This is a genomic window from Streptomyces mobaraensis NBRC 13819 = DSM 40847 (assembly GCF_017916255.1).
Lineage (GTDB): Bacteria > Actinomycetota > Actinomycetes > Streptomycetales > Streptomycetaceae > Streptomyces > Streptomyces mobaraensis.
In genome coordinates this window covers 7,291,290-7,312,619 of record NZ_CP072827.1, presented here as the reverse complement: position 1 = coordinate 7,312,619, position 21,330 = coordinate 7,291,290, and the positions used below count along the sequence as shown (strand labels likewise).

Below are 21,330 nucleotides of genomic sequence, written 5' to 3'. Positions count from 1 at the left end.
CCGGCTCCGGCGCCCCGGCCCACCGGCCGGCCGCCGCCCCGGCGCGCTCCCGTCCCACCCGACGGAACAGCGCCGGCACCCCTCGGAATCCCGCCTCATCCCCCACCCCTACGGAAAGGCAGACCGTGTTCCCGCTCTCCACCTCGCAGGAGATCGTGTGGCTGCACGAGCAGATGCTCCCCGGCAGCCGCGCCTACAACTTCACCGCCACCCTCGACCTGCGCGGCGACCTCGACGAGGACGCCCTGCGGGCCGGCCTCGCCGCCGTCCTGGACCGGCACCCCGGGCTCCGCCTCGAACTCGTCGAGACGTCCGGGGGCCTGCCCGGGCAGCGGATCCGCGAGAGCTGTCCGCCACGCCTGAGGACCGTCGACCTGAGCGGCGAGGACGATCCCGAGGCCGCGTTCGCCCAGCTGCTGCGCACCGAGGCGGAGACACCGCTGGACGTGCACGAGGCGCCGCTGCTGCGCTGGACCCTGGCCCGGCTGGGCGACGGGCACCACCGGCTGGTCCACGTCGAGCACCACCTCGTGCACGACGGGCACTCGTTCGCGATCCTGCTCCGCGACCTGTTCACCGTCTACCGGGCGCACCTGACGGGCGAGCCCGTCGTCCTGCCCGAGGCCCCCTCGTACGCCGAGCACATCGCGGCGGCCACCGGGCCGGGCCGCGAGGAGCGGCGGGCGGCCGGGCTGGCGCACTGGCGGGGCGAGCTGGAAGGCGCCACGTTCGACCTGCCGCTGCCCGGCCTCACCCGGCCGGGCGCCCGCCGCCGGCACGCGGGGGCGCAGCTGCGGCAGACGGTCGATCCCGAACTGGCCGAGCGGCTGCGGGAGTTCAGCAGGTCTCAGGGGCACACCCCGTTCTCCACGCTGCTGGCCCTCTTCGCGGAGCTGCTGCGGCGGTACGCCGGGCGGACGGACCTGGTGGTCGGCACGGCGGTCGGCAACCGCCCGGCGGGCTTCGAGGAGACCGTCGGCATGTTCGTGAACACGATCCCGCTGCGGCTGCGGCTGGACCCGGAGGCGGGCGCCGACGCCCTGGTCGACGACGTCACCGACGGGCTGATCCGGGCGCTGCCGCACCAGGACGTGCCGGTGCAGGTGCTGACGCGGGAGCTGGGCCTGCACACCTCGGGCGCGGACAACCCGCTGTTCGACGTGATGTTCAGCGCCCATGACGCGGTGCTGCCGGAGACCGACGTGCCGGGTCTCGACGTCTCCCTGTTCGAGGGCTTCAACACCGGGACGACCCGCTTCGACCTGGACCTGGTGCTGATCCCGGACGACCGGCGCACGGTCGGCCCGCGCTCGGGGGCCGGCGGGATGACCCTGGTGTGGGACTACGACCGGGACCTGTTCGACGAGGAGACCGCCCGGCTGCTCGCCGACCGCTTCCTGCGCCTGATCCGCGCCTACCTGGACGCGCCGTCGGCACCGGCCGCCGCCCTCGACCCGGAGCCGGTGCCCGAGGCCGTGGCCGTCCCCGCGAGCGACGTCGAGGACGTGCTGGACCCGCTCGCCCGGCACGGCGCCGGCCGCGTCGCCCTGCTGAGCGGCGCCCGCAAGCTCACCTACGGCGAACTCCACAGCATGGCGGACGAGTTGGCGGGCCGGCTGACGGCCGCCGGAGTGCGGCGCGGGCAGCCGGTGGCGGCGGTCCTGCCGCGCGGCGTGCACAGCGTGGTGACACTGCTGGCCTGCCTCCGGACGGGCGCGGTGTACTGCCCGCTCTCCCCCAACGACCCGGCGGACCGGCTGGAGACGCTGCTGCGCCGGCTGCGCCCGGCGCTGGTGCTGACCGACCGGGAGAGCGCCCTGTCGCTCCCCGCCGAGGGGCTGCCGCTGGCCCTGCTGGACGGTCCGGACTTCCCGGCCGCCAAGCCGGCCGAGCCGCTGGCGGACGCGGCGTACGTCATCCACACGTCGGGCTCCACGGGCCTGCCGAAGGCCGTGGTGGTCGGCCGGGCCGCGCTGGCGCACCACGCCCGGGTGGCGGCGGAGCGGTACGCGCTGTCGCCGGAGGACCGGGTGCTGGTGTTCGCCCAGCCGTCGTTCGACGTGGCGCTGGAGGAGGTGCTGCCGTCGCTGCTGGCCGGCTGCTGCCTGGTGCTGCCGCAGCGCGAGGTGCCGACGGCGGCGGAGCTGGTCGCCGTCCTCGCCTCGCGGCGGGTGACCGTGGCGAACCTGCCGACGAGCTACCTCCTGGCCACGCGCGCCGAGTTGACGGAGGCGCTGCGCGACGGCATGTGGGCGCCGCGGCTGCTGGTGGCCGGCGGCGAGCGGCTGCCGGCGGCGGCCCTGCGCGAGGTGCTGGACGCGACGGACGCGACGGTGCTCAACGCGTACGGGGTGACCGAGGCGACGATCACGTCCACCGTGCACGAGGTGGTCCGCGAGGGCTTCGACGACGCGGCGGAGGTGCCGCTGGGCGGCCCGCTGCCGGGCGTCGGGGTGCACGTGCTGGGCGCGGGGCTGCGTCCGCTGCCGGCGGGGGCGGTCGGCCAGCTGGCCGTGTCCGGCGCCTGCCTGGCGGAGGGCTACCTGGGCAACAAGGAGGCGACCGAGGCCCGGTTCGTCCGGGTGCCCGCGCTCGGCGGCGAGCGCGTCTACCTGACCGGTGACCTGGGCTTCGTGGGCCGGGACGGGCTGGTGCGGTTCCTCGGCCGGCACGACAACCAGATCAAGCTGCGCGGTTACCGCATCGAGCTGGAGGAGATCGAGGCCGCCGCGTCGGCCGAGCTCGGCGGCCGGTCCTGCGCGGTGGCGCTGGGCCGCTCGGCGGCCGGTCCGTGCCTGGTCGGCTTCCTCGACGGCGGCGCGGAGCCGGACCAGGTGGCGCTGCACCGGGCGCTGTCCGGGCGGCTGCCGGCCGCGCTGGTCCCGTCCCGCTGGATCCGGCTGGAGTCGATGCCGCTGCTGTCCGGCGGCAAGCCGGACCGGACGGCGCTGGCCCGGATCGCGGAGACCGCCGAGGAGGCGGCTCCGGAGACGCCGGAGACCACGGCCGACCCGGCCGTCGAACTCCTGGCCGAGGGCTGGCGGGAGGTGCTGGGCCACGACCGGTTCACCCCGTCGTCCCACTTCTTCCAGGTCGGCGGCCACTCGCTGCTGGCCGCGCAGCTGGCCGCCTGGCTGGAGCCGCGGCTGGGCGGACGTCCGCCGCTGCGGGTGCTGTTCCAGCACCCCGTCCTGTCCGAGCAGGCGCACGCGGTGGCGGAGGCGGTCCGATGAGCACCTCCCCGTCGTCGGTCCTGGAGGCCGACCACCGCGAGATCGTCGACTCGTTCGCCTCGTTCGTCCGCCGCGAGCTGGTGCCGCTGGCCGCCGAGCTGCCCGAGGGCGGCGACCTGCCCCCGGCGGACCTGCGGGCCTATGTGCGGCGGCGGTCGGCGAAGCTGGGCTTCTACGCCGCCGACCACCCGGAGGAACTGGGCGGCTCCGGCATGCCGTTCACGGCCGTCGTCCAGCTGCACCACGCGGCCGGGAGCAGCGGCTGCCCGCTGGCGCCGTACGCGCTGGCCGGGTCGGACGGGCCCAGCCCGCTGCTGCGGCAGGGCACGCCCGAACAGATCGAGCGGTACCTGATGCCGCTGGTGCGCGGCGAGGCGACGCGCTGCCTCGCGCTGACCGAGCCCAACGCCGGGTCCGACGCCTTCCGGCTGACCAGCACGGCCGGCCGGCGGGACGACGGCGGCTGGGTGCTGTCCGGCCGCAAGACGTTCGTCAGCAACGCGGGGCACGCGGACTTCGCGATCGTCGTGGCCCAGGCCGAGGCCGGGCCGACGGCGTTCGTCGTCCCGATGGACCACCCGCGGCTCCGCATCGGCCAGTGCTACGCGGGCATGTCCGGCGAGGAGCTGTACGAACTGGTCCTGGACGGCGTGGAGTTGCCGGCCGACGCGGTCGTCGGCGGCGAGCCGGGGATCGGCGCGGCGCTGGGCCACGGCATCGACAGCCTGTCCCGGGGCCGGCTGGTGGTGGCCGCGATGTGCAACGGCATCGCCGAGTACGCGCTGCGGCTCGGCGTCGAGTACGCCCGCGAGCGGCGGGCGTTCGGCGAGCGCATCGGCGCCTACCAGCACGTCCAGGAGCACCTGGTGAGCAGCCGCGCCGAGGTCGAGGCGGCCAAGCTGCTGACGCTGGCCTGCGCCCGGCTGGTGGACGACGGCGTGGAGGCCCCGGAGAACGCGGCGCTGGCCAAGCTCACCGCCTCCGAGACGGCCGTCCGCGTGGTCGACCGCGCGCTGCGGGTGCACGGCGCCACGGGCTGGGTGCGCGGGCATCCGCTGGAGTTCCTGTACCGGTACGTCCGGATGATGACGATCATCGAGGGGACCTCGGAGATCCAGAAGGTGATCGTCGCCCGGGCCATGGGGCTGGGCTGACCGGCGCCCGCCCCTTCGAACTTCGCGTCTCTCTTCGTCTCGATCGAGGACATCATGACCACTGCATCTGTCGCGTACGGCGCCGAGCGCGCCGAGCGCGGGCCGGACGACGTCCTGGCCCGCTTCGCGGACCGGGTCCGGCGCGACCCGTCCGCACCCGCCGTCGAGGACGGCGAACTGACCTGGACCTACGCCGAGTTGGACGCCCTGGCCGACCGCACCGCCGACGCGCTGCGCGACCGGGTGCGGCCGGGCGACCTGGTCGGGGTCTGCCTGGACCGCTCCGCCGCCCTGGCCGCGACGGCCGTCGCGCTGGCCCGGCTCGGCGCCGTCTACCTGCCGCTCGGGCCGCGCCCCGGCGAGCGCCGGCTCGCCGCCGTCGCCGACGTGCTCCGCGTGACCTGCCTGATCGGCTCGGCCGACGCGCTGCCCGACGCCGCCCGGGCGGCCGGCACGCTCGCGCTGCCGCTCCCGGCCGCCGGGGCCAACGTCACCGGGGAGCCCGTCGCGGCGTTCCCCACCACCACCGCGGGGAACCGGCGCGGCGCGCCCGAGGGCACCCTGTACGCGGTCCTCACCTCCGGCACCACCGGCGTGCCGAAGGCGGTCGCGGTGAGCGGCGCCGCGCTGGCCGCCCGCCTGGACTGGTACACCGGGCGCACCGGCTGCGGGCCGGGCGACCGGCACGGCCTGCTGGTCGGGGTGGCCTTCGACCCGCACCTGATGGAGCTGTGGGCGGGCCTGACGTCCGGGGCCGCGCTGAGCGTCGCCCCCGACGACGTCCGCTGGGACCCGCGGGCGCTCACGGACTGGTGGGCCCGCGCCGGTGTGACGGTGGCGATCCTGCCCACCCCGCTGGCCGAGCTCGTCCTCGAACGCCCCTGGCCGCGCGACCTGCCGCTGCGCCACCTGAGCACCGGTGGCGACCGGCTGCGCCGCGTCCCCGGCCCGGACGTCACCGCGCGCGTGGACAACAACTACGGCCCGGCCGAGGCGACGGTCCTGGTGACGGCCCACGCCCTGAACGGCGCCGACGCGTCCGCGCCGCCGCCCATCGGCACGCCGCTGCCGGGCGTCGTCGCCTGCGTGACCGACGCCGACGGGCGGTTGGTGCCGTACGGCGAGCCGGGTGAACTGCGGGTCGGCGGCGACGGGCTGGCGATCGGCTACCTGGACCCCGAGCTGACCGCCCGGCGCTTCGTGCCGCCGCCGGCCGGGGTGACGGGCACCGACCGGGTGTACCGCACCGGCGACCGGGTGCGGATGCGGCCGGACGGGGTGCTGGAGTTCCTGGGCCGGCTGGACGCCCAGCTGAAGGTGCGCGGCGTGCGCGTCGAACCGGCCGAGGTGGAGGCGGCGTTCGAGCGCGACCCGCGCGTGCTGCGCACGGTCGTCGCGGCGGACACCGCCGCCGGGGGCGGGGTCCGGCTCGTCGCGTACGTCCGCCCGGCGCCCGGCGTGACCGCTCCGGCGGCGGACGAGCTGCTGGCCGCGGTCCGCGGCTGGCTCCCGGAGCAGGCGGTGCCGGCGGCGGTCCGGTTCGTGGACGCCTTCCCGGTGGACGCGAACGGCAAGGTGGACCGCGAGGCGCTGCTCGCCGGACGACGGGAGGAGACCACGGCGCCGCGGGCCGACCGGACCACCCGAGCCACGGCCCCGCTCGCCGACCGGCCCGAGGGAGCCACGGCCGCTCAGGCGTCGTCACCCACCGAGGACCTGGTCGTCGGCCTGTGCCGGGAACTGCTGAGTCGCCCGGACCTCGGCGCGGGCGCCAACTTCCTGGCGTCCGGCGGCGATTCCCTGTCCGCCGCGCGACTGCTGACAGCCCTGGAGGAACGCTGCGGCGTCCGCCTGCGCGCACCGGAGGTCCTGCGCCAGCCGGACCTGCGGGCCTTGGCCGCGCTGCTGGACGCACGACAGGAGCCGGCGGCCGCGCCGTCGGCCCCAGGCACGGAGCCGGCGGTGGACGGCCCGGGCGAGACGGCGAACCGTTCGGCCGAAGACCTGGTCCTCGGCCTGTGCCGGGAACTGCTGGGCCGCCCGGACCTCGGCCCGGGCGCCAACTTCCTGGCGTCCGGCGGCGATTCCCTGTCCGCCGCGCGACTGCTGACAGCCCTGGAGGAACGCTGCGGCGTCCGCCTGCGCGCACCGGAGGTCCTGCGCCAGCCGGACCTGCGGACCCTGGCCGCGCTGCTGGACACGCGACGGGGGCCGGCGGCGGCACCGTCGGTACAGGCCGCGGAACCGGCGGCGAACCGCACGGGCGAGACGGCGGACCACCCGGCGAACACGGCGGACCGCCGGACTCAGGCCACGGGCCACCCGGTTGAGACGGCGGACCACCTGACCCGGGCCACGACCCCCTCGGTTCAGGCCGCAGGCTGCCCGGGCGGCGTCCTCGGCCGCGTGCTCGCCCACGCCGCCGCCACGCCGGACGCCCTCGCCGTGCGGGACGCCGACGACACCCTTACCTACGCCGAACTGGCCGACGCCGCACGCCGCCTGGCGGGTGTGCTGCGCGCTCGCGGCGTCGGCCGGGGGGACGCGGTCGGCGTCCTGCTGCCGCACTCGACCGGCGTCGTGGTGGCCCAGCTCGCCGTCTGGTGGGCGGGCGGCCACTACGTTCCGCTGGACGCGGCCTACCCACGGGCCCGCCTCGCCGCCATGCTGGCGGACGCCGGAGTGGTCCTCACGGTGGGCGGCAAGGACCTGCTGGAGGCGGCCGGGGTGCCGGACGCCCGCGCGCTGGCCGTCTCGGCGTCCGGCGGTACGGCCCACGAGGGCGCCCCGCTCGGGGAGCGGGAGTCGCCGGAGCCGTGCGCGTACGACCCGGACGCCGTCGCGTACACCATGTTCACGTCCGGCTCGACGGGCCGGCCCAAGGCGGTCGCCATCCCGCACCGGGCCGCGGCCGAACTCGTGATCGAACCGGAGTTCCTCACGGTCACCCCGCGCGACCGGGTCCTCTTCCACTCCCCGCTCGCCTTCGACGCCTCGCCGTTCGAGCTGTGGACGGCCCTGGCCAACGGCGCCGCCGCCGTGGTGTCCACCGCGGACCGGGAGTCGCTGGAGAACCTGGCCCGGGACGTGGAGCGGCTCGGGGCCACGGTGGCCCTGTTCACCACGGCCCTCTTCCACCACCTCGCGGCCCGCGGCTCGGCGGTCTTCGGCGTGCTCCGGAGCGTGATCGTCGGCGGCGAGGCGCTGTCCGGCCGGCTCGCCCACGCCGTCCTGCGCCGCCACCCCTGGCTGGAGCTGGTCAACGGCTACGGGCCCACCGAGGCCACCAGCTTCGCCACCGCGCACCGGGTGCTCCCGGCGGACGGCGAGGCGCCGCCGCCCATCGGCCGGCCGATCGCCGGGGCGACGGCGCACGTCCGCGACGAGCACGGCGCGCCGGTGCCCCCCGGCGTCCGGGGCGAACTGTGGATCGGCGGCTCCCGGCTGGCCCTGGGCTACCTGGGGCAGCCGGAGCGCACCGCCGAGGCGTTCGTCGACGACCCCGCCGATCCCGCGCACGGCCGCCTCTACCGCACCGGCGACCTGGTCTCGGCCCGTCCCGACGGCACGCTGGACTTCCACGGACGGCTCGACGACCAGGTCAAGGTGCGCGGCTACCGCATCGAGCCGGGCGAGATCGAGCACGCGCTGCGCTCGCACGCCGGGGTCGCGGACGCCGCGGTGACGGTGCTGCGGCCGGACGCGTCCGGCGGCGCGAACACCGTGGACGCGCGGCTCGCCGCCTTCGTCGTCCCGGCGGAGGGCACGCGCCCGTCCCCGGCGGCGCTCCGCGAGCACCTGGCCGGGCTGCTGCCCGCGCACATGGTGCCCTCGGCCTGGTCGCTGACGGACCGGCTGCCGGTGACCGCCAACGGCAAGGTCGACCGGGCGGCGCTCGCCGGCCTGCCCCTGGCCGCGCCGGATGCGGCGGACGCCCCGGCCCGCGAACTGACGCCCCTCCAGCAGGCGGTGGCGGCGGCCTGGGCCCGCGCCCTGGACCGCGAGGTCACCGACCCGGACGCCGACTTCCTCGCCCTGGGCGGCCACTCGCTGCTCGCACTGGGCGTCGTCGACGACCTCCGCGAGGACCTGGGGGTGGAGCTGTCGCTCGCCGCGTTCTTCGCCGCCCCCACGGTGGCGGGCCAGGCCGAGCTGGTGGAGCGGGAACTGGCCGCCGCCTTCGGCCCGGACGAGGACGAAACGGAGGGCGGCCGGTGAGCACCGCACAGGACGTGGCGCGCCAGGAGGAGCTGCTCCGCAGGGCCCGCCGCCGCGCCGCCGGCGCCCGTACGGCCCCGGCTTCCGGCCCCGCGCCGGGGGACGCCGGCCCGGCACCCCTCTCGCACGCCCAGCACCGCATGTGGCTGATGGAACGCCTGGGACACACGGGGGCGCTGTACAACGTGCCCTTCGCCACCCGCGTCCGCGGCCCCTTCGACCGGGAGGCGTTCTCCCGGGCGCTCGACTGGCTGGTGCGCCGGCACGAGGTGCTGCGCACCCGCTACCGGCAGGCCGACGGCGAGCCGTACCAGGAGGTGCTGCCGCCCGCGCCGGTACCGGTGCCGCTGGTGGAGGCCGCCGCCGACGCGGCCGGCCCGCTGCTGCGGGCGGAGGCGGAACGCCCCTTCGACCTCGCCGAGGGCCCGGTCCTGCGGGCCCTGCTGCTCCGGCACGCGCCGGACGACCACACCGTCCTTCTGACGCTGCATCACATCGCCGTGGACGGCGGCGGGTTGGAGATCATCGCACGGGAGCTCGGCGACCGGTACCGGGCGGTCGTGGAGGACCGCCCGGACGGCCCCGAGGGCCCGGCGCCGCGCTACACCGACTTCGCCCGGCGGGAGCGCTCCGCGCCGGAGGACGAGGAGGGGACCGCCTACTGGACCCGGCGGCTCGCGGGGGCCCGCCCGCCCGCGCTCCCGGGCCCGGCGGACGGCGCCCCGGGCACCCGGGGCTCCCGCGGCGAGGGCCGCCTGCTCACCGCCCTCCTGCCGGCCGGCACCGTCGAGGGGCTGCGCGAGGCCGGCCGCGCGCACCGGGCCACGCTGTTCACGGTGGTCCTGGCGGCCGCCTTCGGCGCCCTGCTGGCGGAGACCGGCCGGGAGGACCTGGTCGTCGGCTGCGCGAGCGGCCACCGCGACCGGGCCGCCGACCGGAACCTCGTCGGCCTCTGCGTCAACACCCTCCCCGTCCGCCCCGACCTCACCGGCGCCGAGGACTTCGCCGGCCTGCTGGACCGGGTGCGCGACGAGCTGCTGCGGGCACAGCGGTACCGGCACGTGCCGTTCGACGCGATCGTACGGCGGCTGGACCCGTCCGCCCGGGACTCGGACGGCGGCGCCCTGGTCGGCGTCACGGCGGACGTCGTGTCCGGTCCCGTCGGGCTGCGGCTGCCGGACGCGGAGTGCACTCCGGTCGACGTCCCGCTGGGCACGGCCAAGTTCGGCCTCGGCTTCTTCCTGGAGGAGGCGGCGGACGGGCGGCCCGCCCGGTGCGTGGTGCAGTACGACGCCGGGCGGCTGGACGGCGGGGCCGCGCGGGCCCTGCTGGACGGCTTCGCGGGCCTGCTGACCGGCGTGGCCGCGTCCGGGAACGCGGCGCTGTGCCGCCCGGCCGCCGTCCCTCGGGCCGCGCCGGAGGACACCCCGGCCCGGCCGGCGGAGGACCTCCCGGGCCCGACGCCCGAGGTCGAGGCGGTCTTCGCGGACCTGCTCGGCGAACGGCCGGGCCCCGACGGGGACTTCTTCCTCCTCGGCGGCCACTCGCTGCTCGCGGTACGGGTCGCCGAACGGCTGCGGGAGCGCTTCCACGCGCCGCTCACCGGCCTCGACGTGCTGGAGCACCGCACGCCGCGGGCGCTGGCCGCGCTGCTCGACGAGCGGACGGCGCGGCGCGCGGCGGCGGCCCGTCCGGCGGCCGGGCGGCGTACGTCCGCCCGGGCCGGTACGGTCCTGGTCACCGGTGGCACGGGCGGCGTGGGCGCGTTCGTCCTGCGCGAACTGGCCGCGAGCGGGCGCCCGGTGCGGGCGCTCGTCCGGCCCGAGTCGGCGCACCTGGTGCCGGACGGTTCCGACGTCGAGATCGCCGAGGGCGACCTGGCCGACCCGGACAGCCTGCGGGCCGCCGTGCGCGGTGTGGACGCGGTCATCCACTCCGCCTGCACCTTCACCGCCCCCGAGGTGGACGTGGCCGCGATGCGGGCGCTCCTCGCGGAGCGGGGTCCGGGGCCGTTCGTCTTCGTCAGCAGCGTCGACGCCTACGGTTCGCCGTCGGTGGCCGACGTCCCGGAGGGCGCGCCCTCCGAGGACCCGGTGAGCGCGTACGGGCGGGGCAAGCTCGACTGCGAACGCCTGCTGCTGGAGGCCGCCGGCGGTGGGGCCAGTGTGGTCCGGGCGCCCATCGTCTGGGGCGATCATCCGCGGCTGCGCGACCAGTTGCGCTGGGGCGCGACCGGTGATCTCTACCAGGCGGCGCGGGCGGGCGGCCCGGTCGTCCTGCCGGCCGCCGGGGCCGTCCCCGCATCGGGTGATTCCTGGGCGGGGGCGCCCTGGATCCACGCGGCCTCGCTGGCGCGGGTGTTGACGCACTGTGTGGAGCGGCCGGTGGACGGGGTCGTCAACGCGATCGGCGGGCACGTGTCTTGGGCCGAGTTCGCCAAGGAGCTGGTCCGTCTCCTGGGTACCTCCGGTCCCGTGGTCCCCGCGGAGACCACCGCTCCCGGCCTGCGCCACCGCCACCGCTACCGGGCGGAGGCGCTGGCCGAGTTGCTCGTCCCCCGGGCCGGGGAGGGGTGGCGAGACGTCCTGGCCGCGATGCTGCGGGGCTGACGCGGGGGATGCCCCGGTCCCGCCCTTTCGCCGTTTCTTCCGGGGCGCCGCCCCGACCCCCCTGATCGCGGCTTCGCCGCTCGTCCTCAAGCGCCGGACGGGCTGAAATCAGCCCGTCCGGCGCTTGAGGACAACTGCGCGGAGCGCGGTTTCGGGGGTCCGGGGGCTTGCCCCCCGGGAAGCGGCGAAGGGGCGGGACCGGGGCCCAACTCCCCGACCACACGCCGTCACCTCGAACACCCCCCTCGAAACCCCCACCGTAATCTCACTCACTTGTGTGAGGATACGACCACACTCCGCGTTGGTAAGTCTTCCCGAGGCACACCCATGCCGAGCACACCGCCATGCAACCCGGGAAGGCACGCACATGTCCGTAGCCGAAGAGAACCGCACCGCAGAGCAGGACCGTCCGCAGCAGAGCCTCGGAACGGCCGCGGCGCGGAATCTGGCGACGACCACCAAGTCCGAACCCCAGATGCAGGAGATCACCTCCCGGTGGCTCCTGAAGATGCTGCCGTGGAGCCACATCCAGGGCGGTACCTACCGGGTGAACCGGCGGCTCACCTACACGGTCGGCGACGGCCGCGTCACGTTCGTCAAGACGGGAGACCGCGTCGAGGTCATCCCGGCCGAACTCGGCGAACTGGCGGCGCTGCACGGGTACGAGGACACCGAGGTGCTCACCGAACTCGCCCGCCGCTGCGAGCAGCGCGAGTACGCGCCGGGCGACATCCTGGCGACGAAGGGCCAGCCCATCGACGGCGTCGTGCTGCTCGCGCACGGCCGCGTGGAGAAGGTCGGCGAGGGCCCGTACGGGGACGACGCGGTGCTCGGTGTGCTCGCGGACGGCGACCACTTCGGCGGGGACACCCTGCTCACCTCGGACGGCACCTGGGAGTACACGGCCCGCGCCGCCACCGCCTGTACGGTCCTGGTGCTGCCGAAGCTGGCCTTCGACCAGGCGGTGGAGCGCTCGGACTCGCTCCGCGGCCACGTCGAGCGGGTGCGCTCGCTGCCGGCCCAGCGGACCAACCCGTACGGCGAGAAGGAGATCGAACTCCGCGCCGGCCACCACGGCGAGGCCGACATCCCGGCGACGTTCGTCGACTACGAGGAGCGCCCGCGCGAGTACGAGCTGAGCGTGGCGCAGACGATCCTGCGCGTCCACACCCGCGTCGCCGACCTGTACAACCACCCGATGAACCAGATGGAGCAGCAGCTCCGGCTCACGGTCGAGGCGCTCAAGGAGCGCCAGGAGCACGAGCTCATCAACAACCGGGAGTTCGGCCTCCTCAACAACTGCGAGTACGACCAGCGGCTCCAGCCGCACGACGGCGTCCCCAGCCCGGACGACCTGGACGAACTGCTCAGCCGCCGCCGGGGCTCGAAGCTGTTCCTGGCCCACCCGCGGGCCATCGCGGCGATCGGGCGCGAGTTCAACAAGCGCGGGCTGGTGCCCGAGACGATCGACATGGGCGGCCACCGCATCCCGACCTGGCGCGGGGTGCCGATCTTCCCGTGCAACAAGATCCCGGTCACCGAGGCGCGGACGACCTCGATCATCTGCATGCGTACCGGCGAGGCCGAGCAGGGCGTGATCGGGCTGCGGCAGGCGGGGATCCCGGACGAGATCGAGCCGAGCCTGTCGGTGCGGTTCATGGGCATCAACGAGCAGGCGGTCATGTCGTACCTGGTGACGGCGTACTACTCGGCGGCCGTGCTGGTGCCGGACGCGCTCGGGGTGCTGGAGAACGTCGAGATCGGCCGGTGGCGCTGACCGACCCCGCCCCGGCCCCGGCCCCGACGGGGGTCCGGGGCCGGCGGCAACCCCCGGGCACCGCCCGGTGACGTGCCGGTGCCGCGCCGGACCGCGCGCCGCCGCTCCGGCCGAGGAGTCGCCGACGGCCGCCCGGCCCGTCGGCATCAGGAACGCGCCGGCCGCCGCCACGGCGCGGACCGGACGAGGAGTCTCGCAGTGACCCAGCCCTTCACCCTGCCCGCCTTCTACATGAACCACCCCGCCCGGCTCAACCCCCACCTGGAGGAGGCACGCGCCCACGCACGGGAGTGGGCCCGCGGGATGGGCATGCTGGAAGGGTCGGGCGTGTGGGACCAGGCGGACCTCGACGCGCACGACTACGCCCTGCTCTGCGCCTACACGCACCCCGACTGCGACGGCCCGGCGCTGTCCCTGGTCACCGACTGGTACGTGTGGGTGTTCTTCTTCGACGACCACTTCCTGGAGCTGTTCAAGCGGACGCAGGACCGCGAGGGCGGCCGCGCCTACCTGGACCGCCTCCCGGCGTTCATGCCCATGGACCCCGGTGCCGCCGTGCCCGAGCCGACGCATCCGGTGGAGGCGGGCCTGGCGGACCTGTGGGCGCGCACGGTCCCGCACATGTCCGCGGACTGGCGGGTCCGGTTCGCGGAGAGCACCCGGAACCTGCTCGACGAGTCCCTCTGGGAACTGTCCAACATCAACGAGGGCAGGATCGCCAACCCGGTCGAGTACATCGAGATGCGCCGCAAGGTGGGCGGCGCGCCCTGGTCGGCCGGGCTGGTGGAGTACGCGGCCGGCGCCGAGGTGCCGGCGTCCGTGGCCGGCACGCGCCCGATGCGGGTGCTGTCCGACACGTTCGCCGACGCGGTGCACCTGCGCAACGACATCTTCTCGTACCAGCGCGAGGTCGAGGACGAGGGCGAACTCTCCAACGGCATCCTGGTGTTGGAGACCTTCCTCGACTGCGGGACGCAGGAGGCCGCCGAGTCCGTCAACAACCTGCTGACGTCCCGGATGCAGCAGTTCGAGCACACGGTCGTCACCGAACTGCCGCAGCTCTTCGTCGACCACGCGCTCGGCCCGGACGACTGCCGGGCGGTGCTCGCCTACGCCAAGGGCCTGCAGGACTGGCAGGCCGGCGGCCACGAGTGGCACATGCGCTCCAGCCGCTACATGAACAAGGAGGCGGCCCCGATCGGGCTGCCCGGTCCCACCGGCCCGGGCACGTCCGGCCTCGACCTCAGGCACCTCTTCGCGGCGACCGGCGCCCAGCGCCTCCGCTCCCTCACCCACGTTCCGCACCAGCACGTCGGCCCGTCCGAACTCCCTGACTTCGACGTCCCGTTCACCCTGCGGCTGAACCCGCACCTGGAACGCTCCCGGCCGAACACCGTCGCGTGGGCCCGGGAGATGGGCATGCTCGCCCCGCAGCCGGGGGTGCCGACCTCGTACATCTGGGACGAGCGCAAGCTGTACGGGTACGACTTCCCGCTGTGCGCCGCGGGCCTCCACCCGGACGCCACCCCCGAGGAACTCGACCTGGCCTCGCAGTGGCTGACCTGGGGCACCTACGGCGACGACTACTACCCCGTGGTCTACGGCCGGCCCCGCGACCTGGCCGGCGCCAAGCTGGCCCACGCCCGGCTGCTCACCCTGATGCCGCTCGACCCGGCGGGGGCGCCCGCGCCCGTACCGCCGACCGCCCTGGAGCGCGGCCTCGCCGACCTGTGGGAGCGTACCGCCGGGCCGATGGACGCCGCGGGCCGCTCCCAACTGCGGGACGCCGTCGAGGTGATGCTCGAGAGCTGGCTGTGGGAGCTGCAGAACCAGGCCGAGCACCGGGTCCCGGAGCCCGTCGACTACATCGAGATGCGCCGCGCCACCTTCGGCTCCGACCTCACCATCGCGCTCTGCCGCGTCGGGCACGGGCGCGCGGTGCCGGACGAGGTCTACCGCAGCGGCACCGTCCGCTCCCTGGAGAACGCGGCGATCGACTACGCGACGCTGCTCAACGACGTGTTCTCGTACCAGAAGGAGATCGAGTACGAGGGTGAGGTGCACAACGCCGTCCTGGTGGTGCAGACGTTCTTCGGCTGCGACCGGCGGGCGGCGCTCGCCATCGTCGACGATCTGATGCGCGGCCGGATGAGCCAGTTCCGGCACGTGGCCATGCACGAGTTGCCGGTGCTGTACGAGGACGCCGGGCTGGGGCCGGTGGCGCGGGCGGCGCTGGAGGGCTATGTGAAGGAGCTGGAGAACTGGCTGGCGGGGATCCTCAACTGGCACCGGGGGTGCCGGCGGTACCGCCAGGAGGACCTGGAGCGGAACTTCCGTTTCCTTCCGGCGGCGGAGCCGTCCGCGTTCGCGCCCGCCGTCCCCTGGGGGGCGTCGCGCTGACCGGCGGCGGGGGCGGGCGGCCGGTGGCGCCGTCCCGCCCCCGGCGGCGGTTCACACCCGGTCCACGATGCCCGCCTTCCCGGCCTCCCGCGCGCAGTGGGCGCAGCAGTACCACTGCCCGTCGGCCTCCACGCCGTGCCCGATGACCCGGGTGCGGCAGTGCTCGCAGATCGGGGCCATGCGGTGGATGGCGCAGGAGAAGGAGTCGAAGGCGTGCCGGGAGCCGTCCTGGGTCTCGACGTAGAACGCCATGTCGTAGTCGTTGCCGCAAACTTCGCACTCTGCCATGCGCCGCATGCTCCGGAGTGGGGCGGACGCTGGCAAGCGCCCGCCTGGCGCGTCGAACGGGCTGCACCCGCCCGGCGGAGCGGACGCCCGCGCCGGGCGGCCGTGAGCGGCCCGGTTCACAGCTCCAGGCGGTAGCGGTACCACCGCTCGGCCGGCCGCAGGCCCGCAATGGCCAGGGCGTCGGCGGTGACCGGGTCGCCGTGCTCCTGGACCTCCAGCAGGGCGGTCCGCGGGTGGTCGCGGCGGAGCCGGGCGACGAGTTCGGCGAGCAGTCCGGCGACGGCGGGCCCGTCGGCCGCGGCGCTCCGGAAGACGATGTCGACCAGCGCCTCCGTGCCGGCGAGCACGGCCGTGACCTGGGCGGCCGTGCGACCGGCCGGGGTGAGGAGGTCCAGGGTCAGGTGCGGGAGCGGCGGGAGGTCGCGCAGCCCCTCGGCGGCGTCGCGCGGGGTGTAGGGGCGTCCGGTGACCTCGGAGTAGAGGCGGGCGTGCTCCGCGAGCAGGCCTGCGGCGGCCGGGACGGTGACCTGACGGGCCGTCACCCGCGGCAGGGCGGCGGGCCGTCGCCAGTCGGACAGCGGGACGGGCGTGGTCCAGCGTCCGCCCGGTTCCTCCCGCGCTTGGGCGCCGAGGTCCGCCGCGACGCCGTCGGCGTCCGTGCCGGTCCACTCCAGTGCCGGGATCCCGTCGGCCGCCGCCCGGCGGGCGGCGCCGCGCAGCAGCCGGCCGGTCGTCTCCCGCTCCTCGGCGGTGGTGGCGCGCCGGGCGTGGAAACCGGTGGTGAGGCGTTCGCGCTCCCGGGAGACCAGCAGCCACTGGACGTCCGCGGCGTCGGCGTCGTCCCGGGCCGCCGGCGGGTGGACCTCGGCCCAGCCGAGGAGGCGGCCGTCGGGGCGGCGGGCGACGACGGTCCACACCGGGCGGTCGGCGGCGGCGCGGCCCAGGTCGGGAACGGGCGTCGGAAGTCCGGCGTAGAGCTCCTCGTACAGGCGGACGTCGGCGTCCGCGTCATCGTGGTACGCGACGTATTCGACGGTGATGCCCATGCGCTGTGCTCTCTCGCTCGTGCCGGGGGTACGGGCCCGGCGGCACCCGCACTCGAACTATTGTGCTCGATGCCCCCTCCGTGCCCGTGAAAGGACCCCCGTGCGCCTCGTGCCCGCCGCCGTGACCGCCGCCCTGCTCGCCCTGGCCCTGCCGGCCGCGACCGCGACCGCCGCCGAGGCCCGGCCGGCCGCCGGGACGCGCGCCGGGGCCGCGTACGCCGTCCCCGGGGACGCCGTCCGGATCACCGAGGGCCAGGTGCGCGAGGCCGCCCCGGGCACGCCGCTGCTGTACCCGAGCGTCACCAGCTGTCTGACGGTGACCGTGCGGCTGGCCGGCGGCGGGCTGGTGGGCGCCCACGCCAGCCTGTTCCAGGTGCCCGGCGAGCTGCGCTCGGACGCGATCCTGCCCGCCCTGCGGGACCGGGTCGGCCACCGGTCGGTGCGGTCCGTGGAGGTCAGGGGCGCGCTCGGGGCCTGGCACCCGGGGTACCTGACCCGGGCCATCGAGGCGTACGGCCCGGACGAGCAGGTTCCGGTGCCCTCGGGCCCCGACGCCGAGGGCGTGGCGCGGGCGGTGGCCCGGGGGCTCGGGCAGCCCCGTGCCCGGGTGACGGTGGCGGACGTGCCGGACGGGGACCTGCTCGTCCGGTGAGCCCGGCGAACCCCTGCCGTCCGCCGTCTCCCCGCTCCCCGGGTGGGCCGCCGGCCGGTTCCGAGGGAAACTGGAAGGACCGGTTCCGTCCGGACCGGGGTCCGGGGCACGCGCCGTGCTCCCGGGCGGTTCCGACGACACCACGCACGTTCCTTGCCTCACCCGCCCGCGCGGCGCTCGCCGCGCGCGTCCCGTGAGCCTCACGCGACGCAGGTCACCGGGTGTGCCGCCGACCACCGGGGGCAGACGCCGGGACGTCCGGCCGGGAGCGCGGGGTTTCCGGCCGAGCTGTCCGGGAGGTGCGTCATGGCAACGGTCGAACAGCGTTCCGACGGCGCGGGGGGTGACGCGGGGACGGTGACCACGTCCGTCCCGGCACGGCTGGACCGGCTGCCGTGGTCGCGGTGGCACTGGATGGTGGTGATCGGCCTCGGCACGGTGTGGATACTCGACGGCCTCGAGGTGACCGTCGTCGGCAACATCGCCTCCCGGCTGTCCGAGCACGGCAGCGGCCTCGACATCTCCTCCGCCCAGGTGACCGGGCTCGCCGCCGCGCTCTACGTGGCGGGCGCCTGTACGGGCGCCCTCTTCTTCGGCTGGCTGACCGACCGGCTGGGCCGCAAAAGGCTGTTCATGCTGACGCTCGCGGTGTACCTGGCCGCGACCGCGATGACCGGGCTCTCCTTCCACTCCTGGTGGTTCTTCCTCTTCCGCTTCCTCACCGGCTGCGGCATCGGCGGTGAGTACGCGGCCATCAACTCCGCGGTGGACGAGCTGATACCGGCCCCGTACCGCGGGCGCGTGGACCTCATCATCAACGGCAGCTTCTGGATCGGGGCGGTGGGCGGCTCGCTGCTGTCGGTCCTCATGCTCGACACCGACCTGTTCCCGGCCTGGCTCGGCTGGCGGCTCACCTTCGGGCTGGGCGTCGTCCTGGGCCTGGTGATCCTGCTGGTCCGGCGGAACGTCCCCGAGTCGCCCCGCTGGCTGTTCATCCACGGCCGCGGCGAGGAGGCGGAGGAACTGGTCGACTCCATCGAGCGGAAGGTCGCCGCCGACACGGGCCGCGCCTGCGAGCCGGTGGACCGGGAGATCACCATCCACCGGCGCGGTAGCGTCGGCTTCCTGACCATCGCGCGGACCGTCTTCCGCGACTATCCCCGCCGGTCCGCGCTGGGTCTGGCGCTCTTCATCGGCCAGGCGTTCCTCTACAACGCGATCACCTTCGGCTTCGGCTCGATCCTCACCGACTTCTTCTCGGTGCCCTCCGGCCACACGGGCTACTACTTCGCGGTCATCGCCTTCGTGAACTTCCTCGGCCCGCTGCTGCTGGGGCGCCTCTTCGACACCGTCGGCCGGCGGCCGATGATCACGAGCACGTACGTGCTGAGCGGTCTGCTGCTGTTCGGCACCGCCTGGCTGTTCGGCCGGGGTTCGCTGACGGCGGTCACGATGACGGCCTGCTGGTGCGCGGTGCTGTTCTTCGCCTCGGCGGGCGCGAGCAGCGCCTATCTGACGGTGAGCGAGATCTTCCCGATGGAGACGCGCGCCCTGGCCATCGCCTTCTTCTACGCGGTCGGCACGGCCGCCGGCGGCATCACCGGCCCGCTGCTGTTCGCCAAGCTGACCGGCTCCGGGGTGGTCGGCGACACCGTGCTGGCCTTCCAGATCGGGGCGGGCCTGATGACGGTCGCGGGCGTGGTGGCGGGCTTCCTCGCGCTGCCCGCCGAACGCCGCTCGCTGGAGGACATCGCCACCCCGCTCACCGCCGCGAGCGCGGACACCGGCACCCCGACCGGCACTCCCTGACGCGCCGTCAGGGCCGGTGACCCCGGCCGGACACGGCGACCGGGCCCGTACGCACACCACCGCGTGCGGGCCCTTCGCATGCCCGAACGCCGGCTCCTTCCCGGCCGGATCCGGTTTTCGAGAGTGAGATCACTTTCAGAACACTTGTTTTGACATGCGCACGCCGTCATTGTGTTGCCCGGCACTCACCCCCCGGACACCCGGTGCCATCAGCCTGATCCGCGATTCCCTCCACCCACCACTCGGGAGCGTCACGCATGCGTCTCTACGCGCGTCGAATATCCGTCACCGCCGGCCTCGCCGCCCTGACCGGCGCGATCGTCCTCAACGGGCCGAGCGCCCAGGCCGCGCCGCCCGCCCCGGTGGACGCCGCCACCGCGCGCTCGTACGTGAACGCGCTGACCGTCCGCCCGGAAGGCACGCTCGACGGCTACAGCCGGGCCCAGTTCCCGCACTGGATCACCCAGCACGGCGAGTGCAACACCCGCGAGGTCGTCCTCCAGCGCGACGGCCAGGGCGTCGAGCAGGACGACCGCTGCGCCGCCGTCGAGGGCACCTGGTACTCCCCCTACGACGGCGCCACCTGGCACGACGCCTCCGACATCGACATCGACCACGTCGTCCCGCTCGCCGAGGCGTGGCGCTCCGGGGCCGACAAGTGGACCAAGGCCGACCGGCAGAAGTTCGCCAACGACCTGACGCGCCCGCAGCTCATCGCCGTGACCGACCGCGTCAACCAGGCCAAGGGCGACAAGGACCCGGCGAAGTGGATGCCCTCGCGCGCCGACTACGCCTGTACGTACGTGCGCATGTGGGTCACCGTCAAGCACGACTACAAGCTCACGGTGGACAGCGCCGAGAAGAACAAGCTGGCGGCGGTCCTCAAGGGCTGCTGACCCGGAACGCCCCTCCCCCGGGCCCGTCGTCCCGTCCGGGCGGCGGGCCCGCCACCGTCCGCGCGATGTCGAGGGTGAGCCGCTGCCAGGGGTCGCGCGGGTCGCGGCCGCTCAGTTCGCGGACCCGGCGCAACCGGTAGCGCAGGGACTGCGGGTGCAGCCGCAGGCCGCGGGCGGCGGCGGTGGCGGATCCCGTGTCGAGGTACGCGGTGAGGGCCTCCAGCAGGTGCCGCTGGGCGGGGCGGGCGAGCGGGCCGAGGACCAGGCGGCCGATGTGTTCCGCGTCCGTGGCCGGGTGCCCGGCGAGCAGCGCCAGGACGTGCGCGTCGGCGTCGGTGAGGATCCGCCCGGGGCGGTGGGCGTGCTCCGGCGCGGTGGTGAGGGCGCAGGTGGCGAGGCGGTGGGCGACGGCGATCCGGTCCAGGCCCTCGCCGGTGATCGCGCAGCCGCGCAGGCCGCGTTCCCGCAGCACCGCGGGGGCCGCCCCGGCGGCGTCCGCCGGGAGCAGCAGCACCGTGCGCGGGCCCTGCGCGGTGGCCAGCGGGGTGCCGGCGGCCGGGCCGGTGAGCGCGGCGAGCAGCTCCGCCGGGTCCGCAGGGCGGTCGTCCCGGCCCGGTCCGACGGCCAGCAGGCAGTAGGGGTACGGCAGTTCGACGCCGAGGCGGGCCGCCCGGTCGGTCACCGCGCCGACGGAGGCGTGCCGGCCGGCGATCAGGTCGTCCAGCAGCAGGCGCAGCGCCTGCGCCCGGTCGCCCGCCAGGCGTTCGCTGGTGGCGGTGTAGGAGCCGGCCATCACCTCGCACAGGGTGTCGAGGGTGGTGAGGAGCTGCCGGGTGAGGGCGAACGCGTCGGCGGCGGAGGAGGGGGCGGCGCGGGCCGCGATCTCGTCCACCAGCACGGCGGCGGCGACCCGGTAGGCCCGCAGCACGGCCGGCAGCGGGCGGCCGTCCGCCGCCCGGGCCGCCGCGATGCCGCGGAAGCGCCGCAGGTCGGCGGGGCCGATGTCGCCGTCGACGGCCCACAGGTGCAGGAAGCGCTCCAGCGCCCAGGCCGCTATCGCCCGGACCTCCCCGCGGCGCCCGTCGTCCAGGTCCGCGTAGGCGGGGACCCGTTCGTGCACCGCGTCGACGACGGCCTCGACGACGCGGGGGTCGGCGACCAGCTCCCGGCGGATCCGCTCGCGTTCGTTCGTCACCCCGTGATGGTCGCAGCACTCACCCCGTGCGCACCACCGTGGACGGGGCACGT

The 21,330-nt window shown here is 75.6% G+C and carries 12 protein-coding genes; 9 read left to right on the top strand and 3 right to left on the bottom strand.

Translation table 11 applies throughout. The features are described 5' to 3' along the window. The first annotated feature begins 125 nt into the window (after positions 1-125). The 6 genes from J7W19_RS31640 (at position 126) to J7W19_RS31615 (ending at position 15,391) form a co-directional block, all read left to right on the top strand. Complete coding sequence (locus tag J7W19_RS31640) at positions 126-3,233, top strand: non-ribosomal peptide synthetase (RefSeq protein ID WP_004949788.1); 3,108 nt, start codon at positions 126-128, stop codon at positions 3,231-3,233. Beyond that, on the top strand, positions 3,230-4,387 hold the full coding sequence (locus J7W19_RS31635) for an acyl-CoA dehydrogenase family protein (RefSeq protein ID WP_004949789.1): 1,158 nt from the start codon (positions 3,230-3,232) through the stop codon (positions 4,385-4,387). The genes J7W19_RS31640 and J7W19_RS31635 overlap by 4 nt, the downstream gene beginning before the upstream one ends. A 54-nt stretch (positions 4,388-4,441) precedes the next feature. Further along, entirely contained in the window at positions 4,442-8,605 is a 4,164-nt protein-coding gene (locus tag J7W19_RS31630; protein ID WP_004949790.1) for an amino acid adenylation domain-containing protein, read from the top strand. Next, a complete protein-coding gene (locus tag J7W19_RS31625) occupies positions 8,602-11,214 on the top strand; it encodes a condensation domain-containing protein (RefSeq protein WP_004949791.1) in 2,613 nt (870 codons plus the stop codon). Before J7W19_RS31630 ends, J7W19_RS31625 begins: the two co-directional genes overlap by 4 nt. Positions 11,215-11,581: 367 nt before the next feature. Beyond that, a complete protein-coding gene (locus tag J7W19_RS31620; protein ID WP_004955174.1) occupies positions 11,582-12,991 on the top strand; it encodes a family 2B encapsulin nanocompartment shell protein in 1,410 nt (469 codons plus the stop codon). Between the two features lie 198 nt (positions 12,992-13,189). Then, positions 13,190-15,391: a terpene synthase family protein gene (locus tag J7W19_RS31615; RefSeq protein ID WP_004955177.1), complete on the top strand. Its 2,202-nt coding sequence runs from the start codon at positions 13,190-13,192 to the stop codon at positions 15,389-15,391. A 51-nt stretch (positions 15,392-15,442) separates the two neighbouring features. On the opposite strand, the gene J7W19_RS31610 is transcribed toward J7W19_RS31615, so the two are convergent. Next, positions 15,443-15,679: a hypothetical protein gene (locus J7W19_RS31610; RefSeq protein ID WP_004955178.1), complete on the bottom strand. Its 237-nt coding sequence runs from the start codon at positions 15,677-15,679 to the stop codon at positions 15,443-15,445. 116 nt (positions 15,680-15,795) lie between these two features. Continuing rightward, positions 15,796-16,725, bottom strand: coding sequence for a hypothetical protein (locus J7W19_RS31605; RefSeq protein ID WP_004955181.1), 930 nt, complete (start codon positions 16,723-16,725; stop codon positions 15,796-15,798). A 100-nt stretch (positions 16,726-16,825) separates the two neighbouring features. Between J7W19_RS31605 and J7W19_RS31600 the strand changes: the two genes are divergently transcribed. The 3 genes from J7W19_RS31600 (at position 16,826) to J7W19_RS31590 (ending at position 20,082) form a co-directional block, all read left to right on the top strand. Then, entirely contained in the window at positions 16,826-17,377 is a 552-nt protein-coding gene (locus J7W19_RS31600) for a hypothetical protein (RefSeq protein ID WP_004955182.1), read from the top strand. Between the two features lie 306 nt (positions 17,378-17,683). Then, positions 17,684-19,186, top strand: coding sequence for an MFS transporter (locus J7W19_RS31595; RefSeq protein WP_004955185.1), 1,503 nt, complete (start codon positions 17,684-17,686; stop codon positions 19,184-19,186). A 257-nt stretch (positions 19,187-19,443) separates the two neighbouring features. Next, on the top strand, positions 19,444-20,082 hold the full coding sequence (locus J7W19_RS31590; RefSeq protein ID WP_004955188.1) for an HNH endonuclease family protein: 639 nt from the start codon (positions 19,444-19,446) through the stop codon (positions 20,080-20,082). Here J7W19_RS31590 and J7W19_RS31585 read toward each other — a convergent pair. Further along, positions 20,069-21,277, bottom strand: a complete 1,209-nt coding sequence (locus tag J7W19_RS31585) for a PucR family transcriptional regulator (RefSeq protein WP_152264656.1) — start codon at positions 21,275-21,277, stop codon at positions 20,069-20,071. The genes J7W19_RS31590 and J7W19_RS31585 overlap by 14 nt on opposite strands. Between the last annotated feature and the right edge of the window lie 53 nt (positions 21,278-21,330).

Coding starts and splice junctions, on each gene's coding strand:
- J7W19_RS31635 (WP_004949789.1), top strand. CDS start 3,230: ATGAGCACCTCCCCGTCGTCGGTCCTGGAGGCCGACCACCGCGAGATC.
- J7W19_RS31630 (WP_004949790.1), top strand. CDS start 4,442: ATGACCACTGCATCTGTCGCGTACGGCGCCGAGCGCGCCGAGCGCGGG.
- J7W19_RS31620 (WP_004955174.1), top strand. CDS start 11,582: ATGTCCGTAGCCGAAGAGAACCGCACCGCAGAGCAGGACCGTCCGCAG.
- J7W19_RS31610 (WP_004955178.1), bottom strand. CDS start 15,679: ATGGCAGAGTGCGAAGTTTGCGGCAACGACTACGACATGGCGTTCTAC.
- J7W19_RS31605 (WP_004955181.1), bottom strand. CDS start 16,725: ATGGGCATCACCGTCGAATACGTCGCGTACCACGATGACGCGGACGCC.
- J7W19_RS31595 (WP_004955185.1), top strand. CDS start 17,684: ATGGCAACGGTCGAACAGCGTTCCGACGGCGCGGGGGGTGACGCGGGG.
- J7W19_RS31590 (WP_004955188.1), top strand. CDS start 19,444: ATGCGTCTCTACGCGCGTCGAATATCCGTCACCGCCGGCCTCGCCGCC.